Source organism: Dehalococcoidales bacterium (assembly GCA_041656115.1).
In the GTDB taxonomy this organism is placed as follows: domain Bacteria; phylum Chloroflexota; class Dehalococcoidia; order Dehalococcoidales; family UBA5627; genus UBA5627.
Map to the genome: position 1 here is coordinate 14,005 of JBBAED010000003.1, position 18,844 is coordinate 32,848.

Here is an 18,844-nt window from a genome sequence, read left to right on the forward strand (position 1 = left end):
TCCTTATGTTATTGGTAAATTATAGCAGCAATTTGTACTGTCTAAAAGGAATTAAAAGCGGTAGCATTGGTTTTTGGCAATATAAAAAACGCATTCCAAACATTTAACACCTTACTAGCTTATCAAAAATTGTGTCCCCATAGCAATATAGGGTTTTAAAATAAAAAGGAGAGCGGTATATTGACAATGCTATAGCGAGTATGTATTATTATGAAAGATTTTGGAGGCCTTGTAAACGGTTATTATCAATTTCGGGATATATTAAAGGAGTAGGCAAATGATAGCAAGAAAATTGTTAAAAACTGCGGTGCTTTTGATTGTGGCGGCTATGGTTTTACCGATAGCGGCTTGCAGTGACAAACCGGCGGAAAATATCACACTGAATATATCAGCCGCGGCAAGTTTAACCGATGTTTTGGAAGAAATAAATTCCGTATACATGGATGCTAATCCGAATATCAAAATTATTTCCAACTATGCCGCCTCAGGTACCTTACAAACCCAAATTGAACAAGGCGCCGATTGTGATGTCTTTATTTCGGCAGCCGCCAAACAAATAGATAACCTCGAAAATAAAGCCCTCCTCCTGGAAAATACGCGCGTTAATGTCCTTAAAAACAGCATTGCACTGATTGTGCGTAAAGATACTAAATTAGAATTAAATTCGTTTGAGGGACTTATTGCCGATGACGTTAAACTGATTGCCGTCGGAGATCCCTCGTTTGTTCCCGCCGGAACATACTCTTACGAGGCACTTGATTTATTAAAAATTACCGACGGTTTAAAAGATAAATTGATACTGGGCAGTACGGTTAGGGATGTTTTAGCTTATGTGGAAACCGGTAACGTAGATGCCGGGTTGGTCTTTTTAACCGATGCCGTTTTAATCGATTCAATTAAAGTTGTGGCGATTGCCCCGGATCAAATCAATTCTAAAATCGTTTATCCGGGGGCTGTTATTAAGGCTTCCGCAAACCCCGATGCGGCAATTGCTTATCTTAACTATCTTTGCGGTGCAGAAGCATCGGCTGTTTTTGAAAAGTACGGATTTAGTCCGATATTTGAGTAATACCGCCAATCATATTAAAATAGTGGGCTAAATAAACATTAAATTGCGGACTGTTAATGAATTATCTGGAACCATTGCTTGTATCAATGAAGACGGTTGCGGCAACAACCGTGGTCACCTTCTTTCTCGGGATTGCCGCAGCACGTTGGATGGCACGTTATAACGGTAAATTTAAAAGCCTGATTGACGGGCTGTTTATTCTGCCGATGGTCTTACCGCCGACCGTGGTCGGTTACGGGTTGCTACTGGTGTTTGGCGTTAACGGCATAATCGGAAAAGCACTGTTGGCAATCGGTGAAAAGGTTGTGTTCTCCTGGGAAGCAACGGTTATTGCGGCGACCGTTATGGCTTTCCCGATTATGTATATGACAGCCAAAGGTGCCTTTGAACAAGTTGAGCCCAATATTGAGGCCGCTGCGCGCACATTGGGTGCCGGAGAGTGGCGTATCTTTTGGACGGTAACCCTCCCGATGGCTAAAGCGGGGATACTGGCGGCAACCGTACTTGCTTTTGCGCGTTCTTTAGGAGAATTCGGCGCCACTTTAATGCTTGCCGGAAACATCGCCGGAAAAACACAAACAATTCCGATTGCTATCTATTTTGCAATTCAAGCCGGTGATAATCAAAAAGCGATGATTCTCTGTCTAATCGTCTTGGCAATCTCTTTTATTTCCCTTGCGGCGATTGCTTACTGGAACGGCATCTCCAAAAAGATGAAACCGGTCAAATCGGCCGAGGTCTATTCCTAATGTCTAAAAACAGGTCAAAATGTTAAAAATAGAAGCTAAGAAAAATTTTTCGGGATTTAACTTGGATGTTAGCCTCACCGCCGATAGCGGGATATTGGCGATATTAGGGCCATCGGGGTCAGGGAAAACGATGACCTTACAGGTTATTGCCGGGCTGATGAAACCGGATGAGGGCTTTGTTGAGGTTAACGGTAAGGTCTTATTTGATTCCGAAAATAAAATTAATATGCCGGTACAAAAACGCAAAGTCGGGTTTGTTTTTCAGCATTATGCATTATTTCCGCACCGTACCGTTTGGGAAAATATTGCCTACGGGTTAAAAGATAAACCGAAAGACGAAATCGATAAAAAGATAATCCAGTTATTAAAAACAATGAATATCGGCGGCTTGGAAAACCGTTATCCGCGTCAGCTTTCAGCCGGTCAGCAGCAAAGGGTTGCCATTGCCCGCGCGCTGGCGCCGGAACCGGATGTGCTCCTGCTTGATGAACCTTTTTCGGCACTTGATCCCATCCTTAGAGACCGCTTGGTATTGGAACTTATGGATTTGCAGAAGGTATTTGACGGCAGTATTTTATTTGTGACCCACGATCTTGTAGAGGGATACAGGTTAGGTTCAAAGGTAGCTGTTTACCACTCCGGAACTATTGTTCAGCACGATACCAAAGAAAATGTCTTTTCTTATCCGGCCAGCCGTAATGTTGCCAAAATGATTGGTATGTCAAACCTGATTGAAGGGGTTATCACCGCTGTAAACGCCGATAATCTCACCGTTTACGTCGATTCATGGGGTGTTGCCCTGGAAGCGGCAAACCGAAAAGGCGATAACTTTTATTTAAATCAAAACGTAATTTTGGGAATACGTCCGGAATATATTACCGTTAGCGAGGGGCGTGAGGTAAATACTCTTCCCTCTAAAATCATTCATAAAATGGAAGGGATTGCCAGTAATAATTACCGCTTTCATGTAAACTCCGATGCTTCGGAAAAAAGATATATCGAAGCCGTTATCCCCAAAAATTCCGTCAGCCTGCTAAGCGTAAACAACGATTGCAACCTTTACTTAAACCCCGACTTATTGGTTGTTATGCCGGAATAGCGTACTAAAATTTTAGCGTAAAATCCTATCTCTAAAACGGTGTTTTGTACTTGACATCAAACGTAATTTTCGGTTACCATTCTGAACGTAATTAATTGCTTTTTTGTTGTTTCTAAAGGCAATTCCGCCGGTTTCCGCGTAGTTGTTCAAATAAAAGATGTTCGACTTAAACAGGCGTTCTAATCTTTATTCTGGAAGGAATGAAATAATTGTTTAGCGAATCAATTCTCTTAAGCCCCGATTTTCAAATGCCGTTATTGCTTTTTGTAGCTTTAGCGGGTTATTTAATTGCCTATAGGATTAACCAATCCGCCGTTGTCGGAATTATTTTGGCCGGTATTTTGGTCGGCCCCAGTTTTTTGGGGCTTGTGACGTATACCGATTTTGTTTCGTCACTGGCGCATCTGGGGGCGGTGGTTTTACTTTTTACCATCGGCCTTGAGTTTAACATAAAAGAAATTGCCAAGGTGCGCTATCTGGTGATTGGTCTGTGCGGTGTGATTATCCCCGCAATCGGCGGGTTTTTTACCGCCGAACTTTTCGGATTTGATTTTAAAGCGGCGGTGTTTATCGGTACCGCGCTTACCGCTACCAGTATCGCTATTACGGCAAATGTCCTGCGCGAAATGGGTAAACTGCAAACCGAGGCCGCCAAGGCGATTATTGCCATTGCCGTTGTTGATGACGTTTTGGCGCTCTTGTTTCTTTCGATGGCCGAAGGCGTTGTTTCGGGCAATATTTCGGTGGGGACGCTCTTGCTTACCTCCTTTGTTGCCGTTGCATTTATCGCTATTGGAATTATAGTCGGTAAATTTGTTTTTGCCAGGCTGGCAGTGACGCTCAGTAATACGGCACTGGGGAATAAATACCCCGAATCCATTTTTATATTTACGATTATGACCGCATTTTTATATGCCTTAACAGCCGAATTGGTCGGGCTGTCTGCAATTGTGGGGTCATTTTTAGCGGGGGCGACTTTCTCGGGGATCAAGTTTAAAAACAGTGTAAAATTAAAAGACGGCGCGGAGCATTTGCATATTATATTTTCATCGATTTTCTTTGTTTCGCTGGGCGTCATAATGGATACGCACTACATCACCCTGGATATTATTTGGTTTATTTTGGTACTCACGGTTGTTGCCATGATTACCAAATTTATCGGCTGCGGGATACCGGCCAAACTGTACGGAATGAATTGGAAGGATTCCTTGGTCGTAGGGGTCGGGATGGCGCCCCGCGGCGAAGTCGGTATGATTATCGGTTTAATCGGTTTAAATCAAGGCTTGATTGATATGGGCGTTTATTCGGCGATAATCTTGGTCTGTTTGCTAACAACAATAATATCACCTTTGATAATGAGAAACGGAATCTATAAACATTAAACGGCATTAAAAATCTTTTCTTTTAAAGGACATATTTAACAAAATAATCCCGCAAAGTATGCTGTGTGCAACGCGGGATTATCTTTATTGATTTAAGGGCAATCTAGGCACTCAAATCACTTAGCTAAACCTATAAAATTATACTTTTAAGATATTAACCGATATTATTTATTTCCAGCCGTTGGTGTCGTGTGATACACTCTATGTACCACTTGTTGGGGTTAGTGTTTTGAGTATAAAGATTCATTATACATGGGGCGCTTTTGGGGTGCTTTTTGCAACGATTGTAGCTTTGCAATACGCCGAGGACTATTCGTTCTTTTCCAGAATACTTTTTGGGGTAGTGGTCGCACTAATCTTTTTTGCAATAATCTTTTTGCGGGAACTCTTGTTGGCGAAGGTTATCTTCCGCAGGGAACTGCAATTAAAAAAAATAACCCTTTTCTTTTTTGGCGGGGTTTATAAAGAAAGCGCCGATAAATATTACTCGATTCACCCGCCGCTTCTTTATCTTTCAAAATTTCTGTTTAACTTCTTGCTGGCGGCGTTATTTTACGGGCTTTACGCGACCTTTGTCGATATAGACCTTTTGGTTTTGGCAAGGGCTTCTCAGGCATTTACTTATATGTTCTTCTTATTTTTTATAGCTCATTTTATTCCGATTTACCCCCTTGACGGCGGGGAAATCGTGCGCTTGTTATTATGGAAAAAGACCCGTAATTATTACCGGGCAACGCGTATTGTCAGCGTGATAGGGTGGGCTTTCGGTTTAATTTTAATTTTTGCCGGGGTAATGCTTCTGATTATAACCGGACAGTGGGCGATTGACCTACTAATAGTCCTGTTTGGTTTTACCGTTTATATCGCCGCGGGATTTACGCGTAAACAAATGCGGATTCATGATGTTTTAAAGCCGATTGAGGCTGAAGATGTCATGACAAGGGAATTTGCGATTATACCTGCGCAATATACGATTCGGCGCTTAATTCGAGAGGTTGTGCTTATTAAAAGCTTGCATTATGTTCTTATTGTTGAAAATGACAGATTGCAAGGGATTTTAACCCTAAAACAGATTAAAAAGGCTCTGCGCAAAGGAAAAGCGGATGCTTTGGTAATCGATTTTATGACTCCTTACTCCCAAATGCGGACTGCCTTCAGACAGCAAGCGGCAAACGAGTTATATGACGATATGTATCAACAAAACATTGAGTACGTGCCGATTGTAGAGGGTGAAAAAGTAGTTGGGGTTGTCAAAATGCGCGCCTTAATGAATGCTTACAAAATTCGCTCCGGATTCGGGCTGTAAATTTTGCACCAAAACAATTTATTCTGTTAATTCTTTTAGCGGCAGCGTGTCAATCAGTTTAACTTCACGGCTTTCGGTGTAGTAAACTCGCCACTGCACTTTAAACCAATGGAAGGGTCTTTGCGCTTGTGATCTGATATGCAGCCTAATATCATTGGGGTTACCGGTTTCCCAAAACACGCCTCTGATGCCTGTCGATTGAGTTCCCGTTTCAATCTCGACCTCATAATGGTTGCGTTCAATTCCGCTTGGCAGTAACCCTTGTCGGTAAACGTTCCAAAAAACTTGCACCGTGCTTCTGGGAGCGGCTCTGGTTTTAATACGTATGCGTCCGTCTTCAAGGTTTTGAAGATTAACCCAACCGACCTCCGTAACACCGCTAAAGAGCGGAAAAGAAACCTTTTGGCTTGTTTGGAAGATATCCCGAATGCCCTCAATTTCATTTTCTCCGACAATATCCTCCCAGCTTTGCCATTTGAAGTAGGATTCGTTAAAGTGGCTTATTGTGCCGCTGGCAACCGGTATTCCCCCCACCACATCATCCCAATAATCCGTTCCCGGCAGGAGGGCGGATTTGTGCTCAAAAGAACCGGCTCGGCCGAGAACCGAAAAATCCATAACGCCGCCGAAAACATATTTTAATATTTGGTCTGCCAAGTTAGCGGCTAATTCCGTTTCCGTGTTAAAGTCGTTGTGGCCGTATTCGCCGTAATAAATCACATCCGCACCGTCGGCGTACTGGCATGAAATAGGCACTATTTTATCGTCCATATCCCTGGGTAAGAGGTCAACCCCGCCGGAATCAAACTGAGGGCTTAACGGATACGATTCGGCTGAAACCAAAGCCAGCCAACGCTTGTTTTGGGCGACCCATAACCCGTCGGCGGAACTGTCGTAGTGGGCTAACGAATTAAGCACTCCTTGATCGGGGATTAAAAGCTGGACCCCTTCGTATCCCAAATTAGTATCTCCGCCGATAAAATAATAATCGGTGAGGCTTTTAATCGGGCTGTTAACCGTTACAACCATTGCTACCTTTTCGGCAATGTTTTCGATATTATGGGCTACGGCATAAAGGGCGGCTTTGCCTCCCATGCTGTGCCCAATCAGAACCAAATTGCTTTTACCGGAAAAACGCTTGTTTATATCCTTGGCGACATTGGTTGCCCAAGTTTCGATATCTACTTTATTGGCATAAGATCTGTTTAATGTATCGGCGCTGATTTTAATATTGGGGTTTTCGCGCTCGTAGCGTGCGATATACTCGGGAAGTTTATCCCAGACCATATCCTCAAGCGGTTGAGGCATTCCGGCATTACTGTTAAAGCCGTGCAGAAAAACAAAGTTAATCTCTTTAATATCGTAATCTTCCGCTGCCTGCACGGTTATCGGTGCAGAGACCCCGGATAACATTGCAACCGAGACTATACTTACTATCAGTGCCGTTATCAGTTGTTTCATGGCTGCCTTTGTAACAAATTGCGGTTATTAATACAGCGTAACGCCGATTAAAGCCATAATATCACCGACATATTCAATAATTCAAGTAATTCGAGTTACCGGAGGGCTAACGCCGGGATGTTTAATATGGTAAAATTGCGTATAATTATGGATATACCAGAATAGTTTTATTTTACTGATACGGGGTGTGCCATAAAAACGATACATAAAATCATTGCAATTATAATCGCTTTATCGGTTTACGCTATTCCGGTAGGTACTTCGGTATCGGCGGCGGGGATTGGTTTTTGGTCGCTTTCTGATAGCGGCGCTACGGCGGATTTAAACGCTGTTTGGGGGGCAAGTAAGGATAATATTTATGCCGTCGGTAAAGCAGGGACCGTTTTGCATTATGACGGCGCAAATTGGTCTTCGGAGGCAAGCGGTGTCAGCTCCGATTTATACGGGATATGGGGCAGCAGTGCAAATAATATTTATGCTGTCGGTAAATCAGGAGTTATTACACACTACAACGGCACAAGTTGGTCTTTAGAAACAAACGGAATTAGCGCCGATTTGCACGGGATATGGGGCAGCGATGCAAATAACATCTATGCCGTCGGCAATTCAGGCATTATTACACATTACGACGGCACCGGTTGGTCCGCCGTAACAAGCGGAGTTAATGCCGATTTATACGGGATATGGGGCAGTGGTGCAGATAACATTTATGCCATCGGTAAATCGGGCATTATCACACACTATAACGGCACAAGTTGGTCTTTGGAAACAAGCGGGGTCAGCACCGATTTGTACGGGATATGGGGCAGCGGTGCGGATAACATCTATGCCGTAGGCAAATCAGGTACTGTTTTACGCTACAACGGTACCGCCTGGTCCGGCGTAGCAAGCGGTACCGCGGTAACCCTTAACGGAATTTGGGGGATCGATAGTTCACACATTTTTGTTGTCGGGCAATCGGGTGTTATTTTAAGCTACGACGGGGCAGTGTTTGTCCCGATGGATAGAAATATTATCACCGAACTCCGCTCGCTGTGGGGATCCTCTTATTATAATCTGGTTGCGGTCGGGGATTCGGGGACAATCTTAAAATATGCTCCACCCGTAATTTCATCCGTTACCCCCAACGAGGTTTTGCAAGGAAAAACATTAAACGTAACCATCACGGGGGATAACTTCGGCGGGACAACTGCAATCACTTTCGGTGCCGGTATATCGGTTAACAGTTTTACCTTAATCGGTAAAACTATAATCAACGTTAATCTAACCGTTACCTCGGGGGCTGTATTAGGCTCCAGAAATATAACCGTTACGACACCGAACGGCAGCTATACGTTAGAGGCCGGTTTTAAAGTAAAACAGGCCCTTCCGTCTCTTACTTCGGTTGAGCCCGGACAAGGCAAGCAAGGCGAAACGTTAAATGTTACCGTTACGGGCAACAACTTAACGGGCGTTACCAAACTGGACTTCGGCAGCGGCGTTACGGTTAATAATTTTACCGAGCTTAGCCCGAATCAATTAATTGTAAATATATCCGTGGCTCGGGATGCTGCCGGCGGTTTCAGAAATGTAGCTGTTACCACTTCGGGCGGTAACTACACGTTAATAAACGGGTTTACGGTGATGCAGGCCCCGCCCGTAATTGATTCCACTGATCCAAACAATGCCCGCCAAGGGGAAACATTGGATGTTTTGCTTAGCGGTTCCGATTTTAGTAACGCAACCGCATTCTCGTTCGGTGCCGGTATTTCGATAAATGATTTTACGGTAAACGACAACAATTCCGTTAATGTTAATATTACTGTTTCACCCAATACCGATATCGGGGTCAGGGATGTAACAATTACCACCCCCGGCGGCAGTTATACGCTGTCAAACGGGTTTACCGTTAAACAGGCACTGCCGGAAATTTTAACGGTTGAACCAAATTTGGGGCGCCAGGGGGAAACTTTAAACCTGACAATTACCGGTGATAACTTTATCGGTGCGAATATGCTCTATTTCGGTATCGGCATTTCAGTTAACGGTTTTAATGTTCTCAGTTCTCATCAAATAGCGGCAAATATCACCGTTTCCGCCGATGCCGCCGTCGGGCTCAGAGATGTTGCGGTGGGGACCTCCGGCGGCACTTTTATCCTTGCGGATTGCTTTACGGTCAAACAGGCTTCGCCGCTTATTAAATCGGTTAGCCCTGCAAACGGTAACCGCGGTTCGACTGTTTCCGTAATTTTAAACGGCAATAACTTGGACGGGGCATTATCGGTTGTTTTTGGTGAAGGTATTACGGTAAGTGAATTTATTACCATAAGCCCCTCACAGTTACAGGTAAATATTGTCATCGTCCCCGATGCCGAAACGGGGCCGAGAGATGTTTCCGTTATTACCGCGGGAGGCAGTTTTACCCTTTCCGGCGGCTTTACGGTAAAACAAGAACTGCCTCTGATTACGGGTTTGAGTATCGGCAGCGCAAATCAGGGGGCAACATTAAATGTAACAATAACCGGCGCCAATTTTAACGGAACAAGTAAGGTCCAATTCGGTTCCGGAATCGCCGTTAATTCCTTTAATGCCGTTACCCCCGAGCAGATAGTTGTCGGCATTACCGTTGAAACCGGTGCCGCTGCCGGTAAACGCGATGTAACAATTACCACTCCCGGCGGCAGTTCGGTATTTGCGGAAGGGTTTACGATCAAACAAGCCTTGCCTGTAATTACATCAATCAACCCGGATAGAGGAGAACCGAGCACTTCAATGACAATTATTGTAAACGGCAGCAACTTGGCCGGTGCAACCTCGGTCAGTTTCGGAGATAGGGTTGAAATTATCGATTTTGCCAATATCAGCCCCACCCAGTTACGCGTAAACGTCAATATCAAGGCGGATGCATTATTGGGTCCGAGGGATATTATCGTTACAACCCCCGGCGGAAGCACAATATTTGGGCAGGGGTTTAATATCGAGCTAAAAACACGGAGTACGGCGGCTCTGATAACTATTTGGTCCGCTATTGCCGTAATAGCTGTGATTTTAACAATAATCCTTAATGTTATCAGACGCAAAAGGGCATCCAAGTTATAACCCAAAGCATGTGAAATTAAGATAGGCTTGCGAAAGTTTGAGCTTGAGATGGCGACCCCGGGGGGATTTGAACCCCCGATCTCCACCGTGACAGGGTGGCATGTTAGACCGCTACACCACGGGGCCGTAATGTCTAAGATTTTGACATCACAAAGTCTATCAAGTATCCTAAAAACTGTCAAATCAATCGTAAACTCCAAGCTTCTTCCGAATGAAATATTATTTGAGATAAATTTAAAATCGGTATAAAGTGCCCGGCGTTGTTTGCAAATCTTTTTATATGCTATAATTAGCAATAAAATTTCTGAGGGGTTAAGTTAGTGGCCAGAGTAGTGACATCAAAAAGAAAAAAGAAAGAAATAATTAGCGTTGCCGGAGATGCGGAACAAAAAAGAAATTACGAATTGGTTGTAATTTTTGATTCCGGTTCTGCGGAAGAAAAGATAGAAACTAAAGTCGATGCTTTAAAACAAAGCATAGCCGATTTCGGCGGAGAGATATCCAGCGTGGAAGAATGGGGCAGGAGAAAATTGGCGTATCCGATTAAGAATGCCACAGAAGGTTATTACATTCTGACTCACTGCGTTATGAAACCTTCTCAGGTCGCCGATTTAGAGGGTAGGCTTCGTATAACCGAGCATGTTTTACGTCATATGGTGATAAAGTCCGAAGATTAATTTTATTTATGCGATAGACGAGAAAAAGGAGAGCTACCGGAATGGCGAATTTAAACAAAGTTATGATTATAGGGAATGTGGGTGGTGATCCGGAGATGCGTTATACTCCCAGCGGGAATCCGGTGACGTCCTTTCGCATTGCTACAAATCGAATCTATACCACACCCGAAGGGGAACGCAAACAAGAGACCGATTGGTTTACCGTAGTTACTTGGAACAAACTGGCCGAACAGTGCAATCAGTTCCTTGCCAAGGGCAGGCTTGTCTATGTCGAGGGAAGGTTACATAACCGCAGCTGGGAAGGTCAGGACGGGCAAAAACGCTTCAGAACCGAAGTGATTGCCAACAGGGTAACATTTTTAGATAAACAATCTTCATCTATGGGTGAAGAAAGGGACGACGAGCCGGAGACGGTTGAGATTGAACCTGATGATATACCGTTTTAACGGCATAACAAAGCAGAAAAATATTATAGGGTAGAGGATATATAACTAGTGGCTAAACGAATTGTTTCCAACACGAGAAGAACCGGTTCATGGAGAAGCGGCGGGAAGTTTACTTCACGCAGAAAGGTTTGTGCGTTCTGTACCGGGAGAATAAAAGAAATCGATTATAAAGACAATACAATGCTCAGCAACTATATTACCGATCGCGGCAAGATTGAACCGCGCCGCCGGACCGGTACTTGCGCCAAGCATCAAAGGGCGTTGGCGGTTGCTATTAAAAGGGCTCGTCATATTGCACTGCTTCCCTTTGCTCCCGAGCATATCAGCTTAATGGGTGATGTCGCTTCAATCAGAATTGCTCCGCCTAAAGCCGAACAGGCTAAACCGGAGGCCGCCAAAGAAGTCAAGGAAGCGGTTTCTCAGGAAGCCCCTGTAAAAGAAGAAGCGGTTAAGGCAGAAGAAGTTGAGGCAGTTCAGGAAGAAGCTGTCGAGACTGCTGAGCCTAAAGAAGAGGAAACCGAGGTTTCCGAATAGGAATAACCCACTCCTAACCGGAGGGTTACTTACAAAAATATAAAAAATAATTCTGTCCCCTTGCGTCGGCAATTTTTTAAGGTTGTCGCTGTAAGCGAGACGGATATGCATTTATTAAGGAGTTTATAGTGCCGAAGAGAACATACCAACCGAAAAGGATTCCCAGAAGAAGAGAGCACGGCTTCTTGGCTCGGATGAGTACCAGGGGCGGAAGAGCTGTATTAAGAGCAAGAAGGCTCAGAGGTCGTAAGCGTTTAACCGTTGTTTAAAAACTGCCGAAGAAGCAGCATTCATATATCTCTTACTGATATTATCACCGTAACATTTCTAAGTATGTAATTCTGCCTCGTTGTTTGGATTATGGCAAAAAAAGAACGTATTACTTGTACCTCGGATTATCTCTCCGTGCATCGCAAAGGCAGGCCTTGGGGCAGCCGATTTCTGGTTGCGAAGGTTTTGCCGAACGGAATGGATTATTCCAGATACGGATATGTCGTCAGCAAGAAAATAGGCAATGCGGTTGTCAGGAATAAAACCAAGCGTTTGCTGCGAGAGATAATGAGGCAGGTTAACCTAAAACCCGGGTTTGATATAGTTTTTATTACCCGGGCGGGGATAGCCGATTTAGGGTATCAGGAATTAAAAAAGACGGTTTTGAGATTATTATCGCAAGCCGCTTTAATAACGGAGCACAATGAAAAAACCATTTTTGATGTTAATTAGGTTTTACCAGTTAACCATATCAAAGGTCTTGCCTTCCAGCTGTCGCTATTCCCCCACATGTTCGCAATATACATACGAGGCTATCGTTAGATTCGGTGTTTTTCGCGGTACCTGGATGGGCATGAAAAGAATTGCCCGTTGTCATCCCTGGCATGAGGGCGGGTTTGACCCCGTTCCGGAAGCAAACGGGAAGCCCCAATAATTAGCTGATTGGAAAAAGATTTTGAGTATTGATATGAAGAAAAAGAAAAGTACAATATTTAAGGCGGCGTTGGCTGTCTTAGTCCTCTTTGTTTCCTTCTTTACCGCCGGTTGTTCTTCATCCGCTTACGTTAATTACGGTTGGACCGGTTCTGTGGTTGACGGCGACACTATCTTTGTTGCATCGCAAGGGAAGATTACCGCTTTGCAAAAAGATAACGGTTCGGTTAAATGGCAGAGGGAAATTGAAAAAGATACCGCTCCTTCCGGATCCCTGGGTTGCGGAATGGGGGCATCGGCTTCGGTAATGTATGCCGATCCGCTCGTTTATGATGATGTTGTTTATGTGGCAACCTACACCGGCAAGATATTTGCCTTTGCCACCGCTTCGGGGAATCTTTTGTGGAAATACCCGGTTGAAGGAAACGTTGCACAGATAATCGGTGATTTGCTTATTGATGAAGGAAAGCTCTATTTTGCGGCGGTCGGCGGTGTTGTTACCGCTTTGGACCTCGAAACTCGAGCTGTTGTCTGGGAATACGATACTAAAGATACAATATGGGCATCTCCGTCCGTAAACGGTAATACCCTCTTTGTCGCCTCTTACGGGAAGAAACTCTTTGCTATTGACAAAAATACCGGCGAGCCGAAATGGAGTAAGCCTTTTGAAACACAAGGCCCCATTACCGCAGCGCCGGGTTACGATAACGGGGTTGTTTATATCGCTTCGCTTGACCGGGGGATATATGCAATAAGTGCTGAAACAGGGGCTCTGATTTGGGAATTTAATGCCTCAAGTAATGCCTCCCGTACCCCTAAAAATTGGTTCTGGGCAACACCGTTACTGGTTAACGGCGTTATATATGCCCCCAATATGGACGGCTTTGTCTATATTATAGATGCGGCTGACGGCAAACTCATGAATGCTTTGGAGCTGGGTACTGCGGTTTCATCCAATCCCGTCCTTAACGGCGAGTGGGTGCTTGTGGCTACTCAGCATGGCGCTTTGTACTCCATTAATATCAGTAATAATACAAAAGTTTTACTTAGGTCGCTTGATATGACAATTCAATCCTCGCTTTATGTTGATGAAGGTATTGTCTACGTTCATACAATCAGAGATGAAAATCTCTATGCAATCAATGCGGGCTCCGGTGTTATGGTTTGGTATTATGAAGTCAGTTAACTTAGAAAGCAAGGTGGTTTAAATTGAATATAGGTGCAATTTGGGATGTAATCGCACTTGGCCCGATGATAAATATTCTCATCGGTTTATCTGATATCTTATTTGGCAGCTTCGGGTTAACTATTATATTGCTGACTATTGTAATCAGGGCTTTGATGTTCCCGCTAACCCGCAAGCAAATGAATGCCACCAAAGCAATGCAGGCGTTACAACCGAAGCTTGCGGAATTGCAAAAGAAATACGCCAAAGACAGCCAAAAGTTTGCCCAGGAGCAAATGAGGCTTTACAAAGAGTCCGGTGTAAGCCCGACAGGGTGCCTTTTACCGATGTTGGTGCAGATGCCGATATGGATTGCGTTGTACCAATCAATCATGCGCGTACTGGCGGTTGCTCCGGGTAATTTCCTAAACTTATCGGAATTTCTCTACTCTTGGCCGATAGTTTTCCAGGCCTTGCCGGTCAACAGCCAATTCTTGTGGCTCAACTTGGGAACGCCCGATTTACTGCTGGCTCTTCTTGTCGGCGGTTCGATGTGGGTAACTCAGAAGATGTCATCGCCTCAGACAACCAATCCCCAGCAAAAATCGCAGGCGCAAATGATGACAATCATGATGCCGCTGATGTTTGTTTTCCTTTCGATGACTTTCCCCAGCGGGTTGGCATTGTATTGGATTATGTCCAACGTTATTACAATTGCAATACAGTACAAAATTACAAAGAGTTGGGGTTCCTTAAACGTTCCCAAATATATTGCAATGTTTAAAGGGTTGATTCCCGCTAAAAAAGAAAGCTCCAGGGATAAAAAATTAAAACAGCGAATTGCATCCGTTGAAAACACTAAAAAAGATAATGTTAAGGCGTTACAAGCCTCCAAATCGGAAGAAACCGAAATAGCGGAGACAGAAGAAGAAAGCGATGTAGTTGAAAACGAAGTGCGTACAAAAGAAGCAACCGGTCGTAAGACCAGCTTTGATAGAGCTAAGCAGAAACCGAGAGGAGGTAGAAGTAAACGTTCTAAACGAAAGTAGCGGTTTGTAACCGGCGTTATTGTTTAGGCGTTAAAAGGGTTTTATGGACATTATTAAAGATACTTTAGAAAATATTCTGGAGAGAATGGGGGTGGAAGCTTCCGTTCAATATCTGGAGAGCGATACCCCTTTTGACGAAACAGGCGAAGATTCTCCGACTGTTTATAACATCGAGGGCGATGATTTAGGAATTCTAATCGGCAGGCGCGGGCAAACGCTGGCCTGTTTACAATACATTGTTAAAATCATTGCCGCCAACCAAATCCAGGATGCGCTGCCTTCGGTTGTGATTGATGTTAACGGATACAAACAAAAGCGCAAAGAGGTTTTAAGAGAGCTTGCCGAACGCGTTGCCGGGCAGGTGGAAGCCAGCGGCAGGTCGTTTACTTTGGAACCGATGCCGCCCTATGAAAGGCGCATTATTCACCTTGCCTTAATCGATCATCCGGGGGTTTTAACCGAAAGTGTCGGTTACGGTGAAGACCGCAAGGTTTCCGTTATTCCCAAGCACTAAAAACAGTTTGTAATCTTTTTAAAGATGCGACCTTGAAATAATAAAAATATTGTGGTAATTTTTTAAAAAGCGATGATGGAGAAGAGTAAATAGAATCCTGCGGAAAGCGAGCCCGGTACGGTGTAAGCGGGCCTGTAAGTTCTATTGAAAATCACTCCGGAGCTGCCAACCGAAAGGCACTAAGCCCGGTAGATTTGGACGGAGTTGTCGCCTGTTATAGCTGACAAAAGGTGTTTGACACCTTATCGAGTGCCTCTTTTTAGAGAGGAATCGGGGTGGTACCGCGGGTTAATTTTTCCCGTCCCTAGTTGGGGGCGGGATTTTTTTTATAAGGAGTTTATATGTTTCAACCGGTTAACAGCAAAGTAGATTTTGCCAAAAAAGAAGAGGATATTCTTGAATTTTGGCGCCAAGAAGATATTTTCAATAAAAGTATCGAAGAGCGCAGTAATTGCCTTCGTTTTGTACTTTACGAAGGGCCGCCGACCGCTAACGGCAACCCCGGGATTCATCATGTCCTTTCGCGTATATTTAAGGATGTTATCCCTCGCTATAAAACGATGAAAGGCTATTATGCCCCGCGTATTGCCGGCTGGGACACGCATGGTTTGCCGGTTGAGCTGGGTGTTGAAAAGGAGCTCGGCTTTACCAACAAATCCGATATTGAAAAATACGGTATCGATAAGTTTAACGCCAAATGCCGTGAAAGCGTCTTCCGTTATTTGGAAGATTGGAATGCAATGACGGAGCGTATCGCCTATTGGTGCGATATGGACCATCCTTATATCACAATGGAAAACGATTATATAGAATCCGGCTGGTGGATTATTAAACAGCTTTGGGATAAAGGCTTAATTTATAAGGGTTATAAAACGGCGGCTCATTGCCCGCGTTGCGGTACTTCGCTTAGTTCTCACGAGGTTGCGCTCGGTTATAAAGAAGATACGGTTGATCCCTCGGTTTATATTAAGTTTCGGGTAATCCCTCAATCCTCCGCCAAAATAAACCCCGAACTTGCCGAAAAACCGCTTTTTCTGATGGCGTGGACGACAACCCCGTGGACTTTACCCAGTAATACCGGCCTGGCGGTTTCGGCGTCTTCCGAATATTCAATCGTTGAGGTTAACGGGGAATATATCATTATGGCAACCGCTCTGTTAAGTTCCGTTATGCCTGATGAAAACCGCGTATTCCAAACCCTAAAGGGTTCAGACCTTATCGGGTTGGAATATAAACCACTTTATAACCCTCACAGTTACGGAATGGAGCGCCTGCGCTTTATAACCCCTAACAGCTCCGAATTGGAGCTGCAGCCCGTTGATGATAATTTAACTTATCGCGTTTGGGGAACCGATTTTGTTTCTATGGAAGACGGAACCGGTATCGTTCATATTGCCCCTGCATTCGGTGAGGTAGACTTCGAAGCCGGTATGCAAAACCTGATGGATTTTGTGCAAACGGTTGATTTACAGGGTAAGGTTATCGGTAATTACAGCTTTGCCGGTAAATTTGTTAAAAAGGCCGATCAAATGATTATCCAAGAGTTGGATGAGATGGGTTTACTGTTCCGCAGTTCCACTGTCAGCCACACTTATCCGTTTTGCTGGCGCTGTGATGCGCCCTTGCTCTACTACGTAAAACAGAGTTGGTATATCCGTACCACCGCCGTAAAAGACCGGCTTGTTGAGAATAACGGAATCGTAAATTGGTATCCGGACCATATTAAGGAAGGGCGTTTCGGTGACTGGCTTAAAAACAATGTCGATTGGGCGTTTTCCAGAGAGCGTTATTGGGGAACCCCGTTACCGATTTGGCAATGCGATTCCTGCGGGCAGTTGGAATGCATCGGCGGCTTGCAAGAATTAAACAATAAAAAGGGCTTTTCGGGTTTTTCCGAACCGGTCGATTTGCATCGCCCTTATGTCGATGATTTAACCTTCAATTGTGCCGATTGTACCGGCAAAATGAAACGTTTGCCGGAGGTAATTGACTGCTGGTTTGATTCGGGGGCAATGCCTGTTGCCCAGTATCATTACCCGTTTGAAAACGATACGCTTCTTGCTGACGGCAGATTCCCGGCTGATTATATTTGTGAAGCGGTTGACCAAACACGCGGTTGGTTTTACAGCCTGCACGCTTTATCGACCTTATTATTTGACCGCCCTTGCTATAAAAATGTTATTTGCCTGGGGCATATTTTGGATGCCAAAGGCGAAAAGATGAGTAAAAGCAAAAAGAATGTTGTCGAGTTCTGGCCGATTTTAAATAAATACGGAGCAGATGCGTTGCGCTGGTACCTTTTTACCGCATCTCCTCCCGGTAATGCCCGCCGTTTTTCGGAACAATTGGTTTCAGAGGTTACGCATAAGTTTATGCTTACGCTTTGGAATACCTATTCGTTCTTTGTTCTTTATGCCAATATCGATAAATATAATCCGCTAACCGAAAAAGGCGAAACCGTTCCGTCAACCTTGGATCTTTGGATTATTTCCGAATTAAATAAATTGATTGCGGATGTTGATACCGCTTTTGATACCTATAATCCGACTGAAGCCGGCAGGCGCATCGATGCATTTGTGGAAGATTTATCGAACTGGTATGTCCGCCGCAGCCGCAGGCGTTTCTGGAAGAGCGAAAACGATACTGATAAGCTGTCGGCCTATGCCACTCTGTACGAGTGTTTGGTTACTCTGACCAAATTGATTGCGCCGCTAATGCCGTTTATTGCCGAAGAAATGTATCAGAATTTGGTTCGCTCTGTTGATAAAGAGGCTCCGATAAGCGTTCATCTGGCGGCTTTTCCGATTTCCGATGCAACAAAAATCGATGAAGATTTATCAATTGCAACCAAATTGGCGATTAAGCTATCGAGTTTAGGCAGGGCAGCCCGAAGCAGGGCAAAGTTAAAAGTACGCCAACCGCTGGAGAAGGTACAGGTCAAATTATCGTCAAGCGCTGAAAAAGGCAGCCTCGAAAAAGTAAAAACGCAGGTTATTGATGAACTTAACATAAAAGATGTCGAGGTTATTAGCGATCTTTGCGACCTGGAGGAAAAAGGGTTTATTGTTGAAACCGATTCCGTTTATTCCGTTGTTGTTAACCCTGAGGTTTCTCCGGAACTGCTCAAAGAAGGAATGGCGCGCGAGATTGTTCACCGTCTACAAAACATGAGGAAGGAAGCCGGCTTTGAGATTGCCGACCGTATTCTTTCTTACTATGAGGGTGAAGGGTACGTTGCGGAGGTAATTAACGATTACGCTGATTATATTAAGCACGAGACCCTTTCCGACGATATCAAGCTGGGTGTTCCTACTGAGGGTGTCTGTTCGGCAAGCTGCAAAATAAACGGTTATGAAATGCAACTGGCTGTTGTTAAAGCAAATTAATTTAA

16 protein-coding genes, 1 tRNA gene, 1 pseudogene and 1 other annotated feature are annotated in these 18,844 nt (G+C 44.4%); of the genes and pseudogenes, 16 read left to right on the plus strand and 2 right to left on the minus strand.

All coding sequences use genetic code 11. The features are described from left to right. The first annotated feature begins 277 nt into the window (after positions 1–277). The 5 genes from modA (at position 278) to WC958_02620 (ending at position 5,605) form a co-directional block, all read left to right on the plus strand. Positions 278–1,069: a molybdate ABC transporter substrate-binding protein gene (gene modA, locus WC958_02600; GenBank protein ID MFA5629134.1), complete on the plus strand. Its 792-nt coding sequence runs from the start codon at positions 278–280 to the stop codon at positions 1,067–1,069. A gap of 56 nt (positions 1,070–1,125) precedes the next feature. Further along, positions 1,126–1,818, plus strand: a complete 693-nt coding sequence (modB, locus tag WC958_02605; protein MFA5629135.1) for a molybdate ABC transporter permease subunit — start codon at positions 1,126–1,128, stop codon at positions 1,816–1,818. A gap of 19 nt (positions 1,819–1,837) precedes the next feature. After that, complete coding sequence (locus WC958_02610) at positions 1,838–2,917, plus strand: ABC transporter ATP-binding protein (protein ID MFA5629136.1); 1,080 nt, start codon at positions 1,838–1,840, stop codon at positions 2,915–2,917. Positions 2,918–3,126: 209 nt separating this feature from the next. Next, a complete protein-coding gene (locus WC958_02615) occupies positions 3,127–4,299 on the plus strand; it encodes a cation:proton antiporter (GenBank protein MFA5629137.1) in 1,173 nt (390 codons plus the stop codon). Between the two features lie 229 nt (positions 4,300–4,528). Then, the gene (locus tag WC958_02620; protein MFA5629138.1) at positions 4,529–5,605 is read left to right on the plus strand and encodes a CBS domain-containing protein; all 1,077 of its coding nucleotides are present in this window, start codon (positions 4,529–4,531) and stop codon (positions 5,603–5,605) included. Positions 5,606–5,623: 18 nt separating this feature from the next. On the opposite strand, the gene WC958_02625 is transcribed toward WC958_02620, so the two are convergent. Beyond that, the gene (locus WC958_02625; protein ID MFA5629139.1) at positions 5,624–7,066 is read right to left on the minus strand and encodes an alpha/beta hydrolase; all 1,443 of its coding nucleotides are present in this window, start codon (positions 7,064–7,066) and stop codon (positions 5,624–5,626) included. A 384-nt stretch (positions 7,067–7,450) separates the two neighbouring features. Between WC958_02625 and WC958_02630 the strand changes: the two genes are divergently transcribed. Further along, entirely contained in the window at positions 7,451–10,144 is a 2,694-nt protein-coding gene (locus tag WC958_02630) for an IPT/TIG domain-containing protein (protein MFA5629140.1), read from the plus strand. 49 nt (positions 10,145–10,193) lie between these two features. On the opposite strand, the gene WC958_02635 is transcribed toward WC958_02630, so the two are convergent. After that, positions 10,194–10,270 (minus strand) — tRNA-Asp (locus tag WC958_02635). Between the two features lie 194 nt (positions 10,271–10,464). On the opposite strand from WC958_02635, the gene rpsF reads away from it, so the two are divergent. The 10 genes and pseudogenes from rpsF (at position 10,465) to ileS (ending at position 18,839) form a co-directional block, all read left to right on the plus strand. After that, positions 10,465–10,821 (plus strand): 30S ribosomal protein S6, encoded by a 357-nt coding sequence (gene rpsF, locus WC958_02640; GenBank protein MFA5629141.1) that lies wholly within the window; start codon positions 10,465–10,467, stop codon positions 10,819–10,821. Between the two features lie 41 nt (positions 10,822–10,862). Then, on the plus strand, positions 10,863–11,267 hold the full coding sequence (ssb, locus tag WC958_02645) for a single-stranded DNA-binding protein (protein ID MFA5629142.1): 405 nt from the start codon (positions 10,863–10,865) through the stop codon (positions 11,265–11,267). Between the two features lie 60 nt (positions 11,268–11,327). Next, positions 11,328–11,576: pseudogene (rpsR, locus tag WC958_02650) on the plus strand (30S ribosomal protein S18). Positions 11,577–11,926: 350 nt separating this feature from the next. Continuing rightward, positions 11,927–12,070 carry a 50S ribosomal protein L34 gene (gene rpmH / locus WC958_02655; protein ID MFA5629143.1) on the plus strand — a complete coding sequence of 48 codons (144 nt, stop codon included), beginning with the start codon at positions 11,927–11,929 and terminating at the stop codon, positions 12,068–12,070. 91 nt (positions 12,071–12,161) lie between these two features. Next, positions 12,162–12,524: a ribonuclease P protein component gene (gene rnpA / locus WC958_02660; GenBank protein MFA5629144.1), complete on the plus strand. Its 363-nt coding sequence runs from the start codon at positions 12,162–12,164 to the stop codon at positions 12,522–12,524. Next, entirely contained in the window at positions 12,496–12,726 is a 231-nt protein-coding gene (gene yidD / locus WC958_02665) for a membrane protein insertion efficiency factor YidD (protein MFA5629145.1), read from the plus strand. The genes rnpA and yidD overlap by 29 nt, the downstream gene beginning before the upstream one ends. A 33-nt stretch (positions 12,727–12,759) precedes the next feature. After that, on the plus strand, positions 12,760–13,911 hold the full coding sequence (locus WC958_02670; GenBank protein ID MFA5629146.1) for a PQQ-binding-like beta-propeller repeat protein: 1,152 nt from the start codon (positions 12,760–12,762) through the stop codon (positions 13,909–13,911). Between the two features lie 23 nt (positions 13,912–13,934). Further along, positions 13,935–14,939, plus strand: coding sequence for a YidC/Oxa1 family membrane protein insertase (locus WC958_02675; GenBank protein MFA5629147.1), 1,005 nt, complete (start codon positions 13,935–13,937; stop codon positions 14,937–14,939). Between the two features lie 43 nt (positions 14,940–14,982). Then, the gene (locus WC958_02680) at positions 14,983–15,453 is read left to right on the plus strand and encodes a R3H domain-containing nucleic acid-binding protein (protein ID MFA5629148.1); all 471 of its coding nucleotides are present in this window, start codon (positions 14,983–14,985) and stop codon (positions 15,451–15,453) included. Positions 15,454–15,516: 63 nt separating this feature from the next. Next, positions 15,517–15,762, plus strand: a binding site (T-box leader). A gap of 32 nt (positions 15,763–15,794) precedes the next feature. Beyond that, positions 15,795–18,839: an isoleucine--tRNA ligase gene (gene ileS, locus WC958_02685; protein ID MFA5629149.1), complete on the plus strand. Its 3,045-nt coding sequence runs from the start codon at positions 15,795–15,797 to the stop codon at positions 18,837–18,839. Positions 18,840–18,844: the final 5 nt, after the last annotated feature.

Coding starts and splice junctions, on each gene's coding strand:
- modA (MFA5629134.1), top strand. CDS start 278: ATGATAGCAAGAAAATTGTTAAAAACTGCGGTGCTTTTGATTGTGGCG.
- modB (MFA5629135.1), top strand. CDS start 1,126: ATGAATTATCTGGAACCATTGCTTGTATCAATGAAGACGGTTGCGGCA.
- WC958_02610 (MFA5629136.1), top strand. CDS start 1,838: ATGTTAAAAATAGAAGCTAAGAAAAATTTTTCGGGATTTAACTTGGAT.
- WC958_02625 (MFA5629139.1), bottom strand. CDS start 7,066: ATGAAACAACTGATAACGGCACTGATAGTAAGTATAGTCTCGGTTGCA.
- ssb (MFA5629142.1), top strand. CDS start 10,863: ATGGCGAATTTAAACAAAGTTATGATTATAGGGAATGTGGGTGGTGAT.
- rnpA (MFA5629144.1), top strand. CDS start 12,162: ATGGCAAAAAAAGAACGTATTACTTGTACCTCGGATTATCTCTCCGTG.
- yidD (MFA5629145.1), top strand. CDS start 12,496: ATGAAAAAACCATTTTTGATGTTAATTAGGTTTTACCAGTTAACCATA.
- WC958_02670 (MFA5629146.1), top strand. CDS start 12,760: ATGAAGAAAAAGAAAAGTACAATATTTAAGGCGGCGTTGGCTGTCTTA.
- WC958_02680 (MFA5629148.1), top strand. CDS start 14,983: ATGGACATTATTAAAGATACTTTAGAAAATATTCTGGAGAGAATGGGG.
- ileS (MFA5629149.1), top strand. CDS start 15,795: ATGTTTCAACCGGTTAACAGCAAAGTAGATTTTGCCAAAAAAGAAGAG.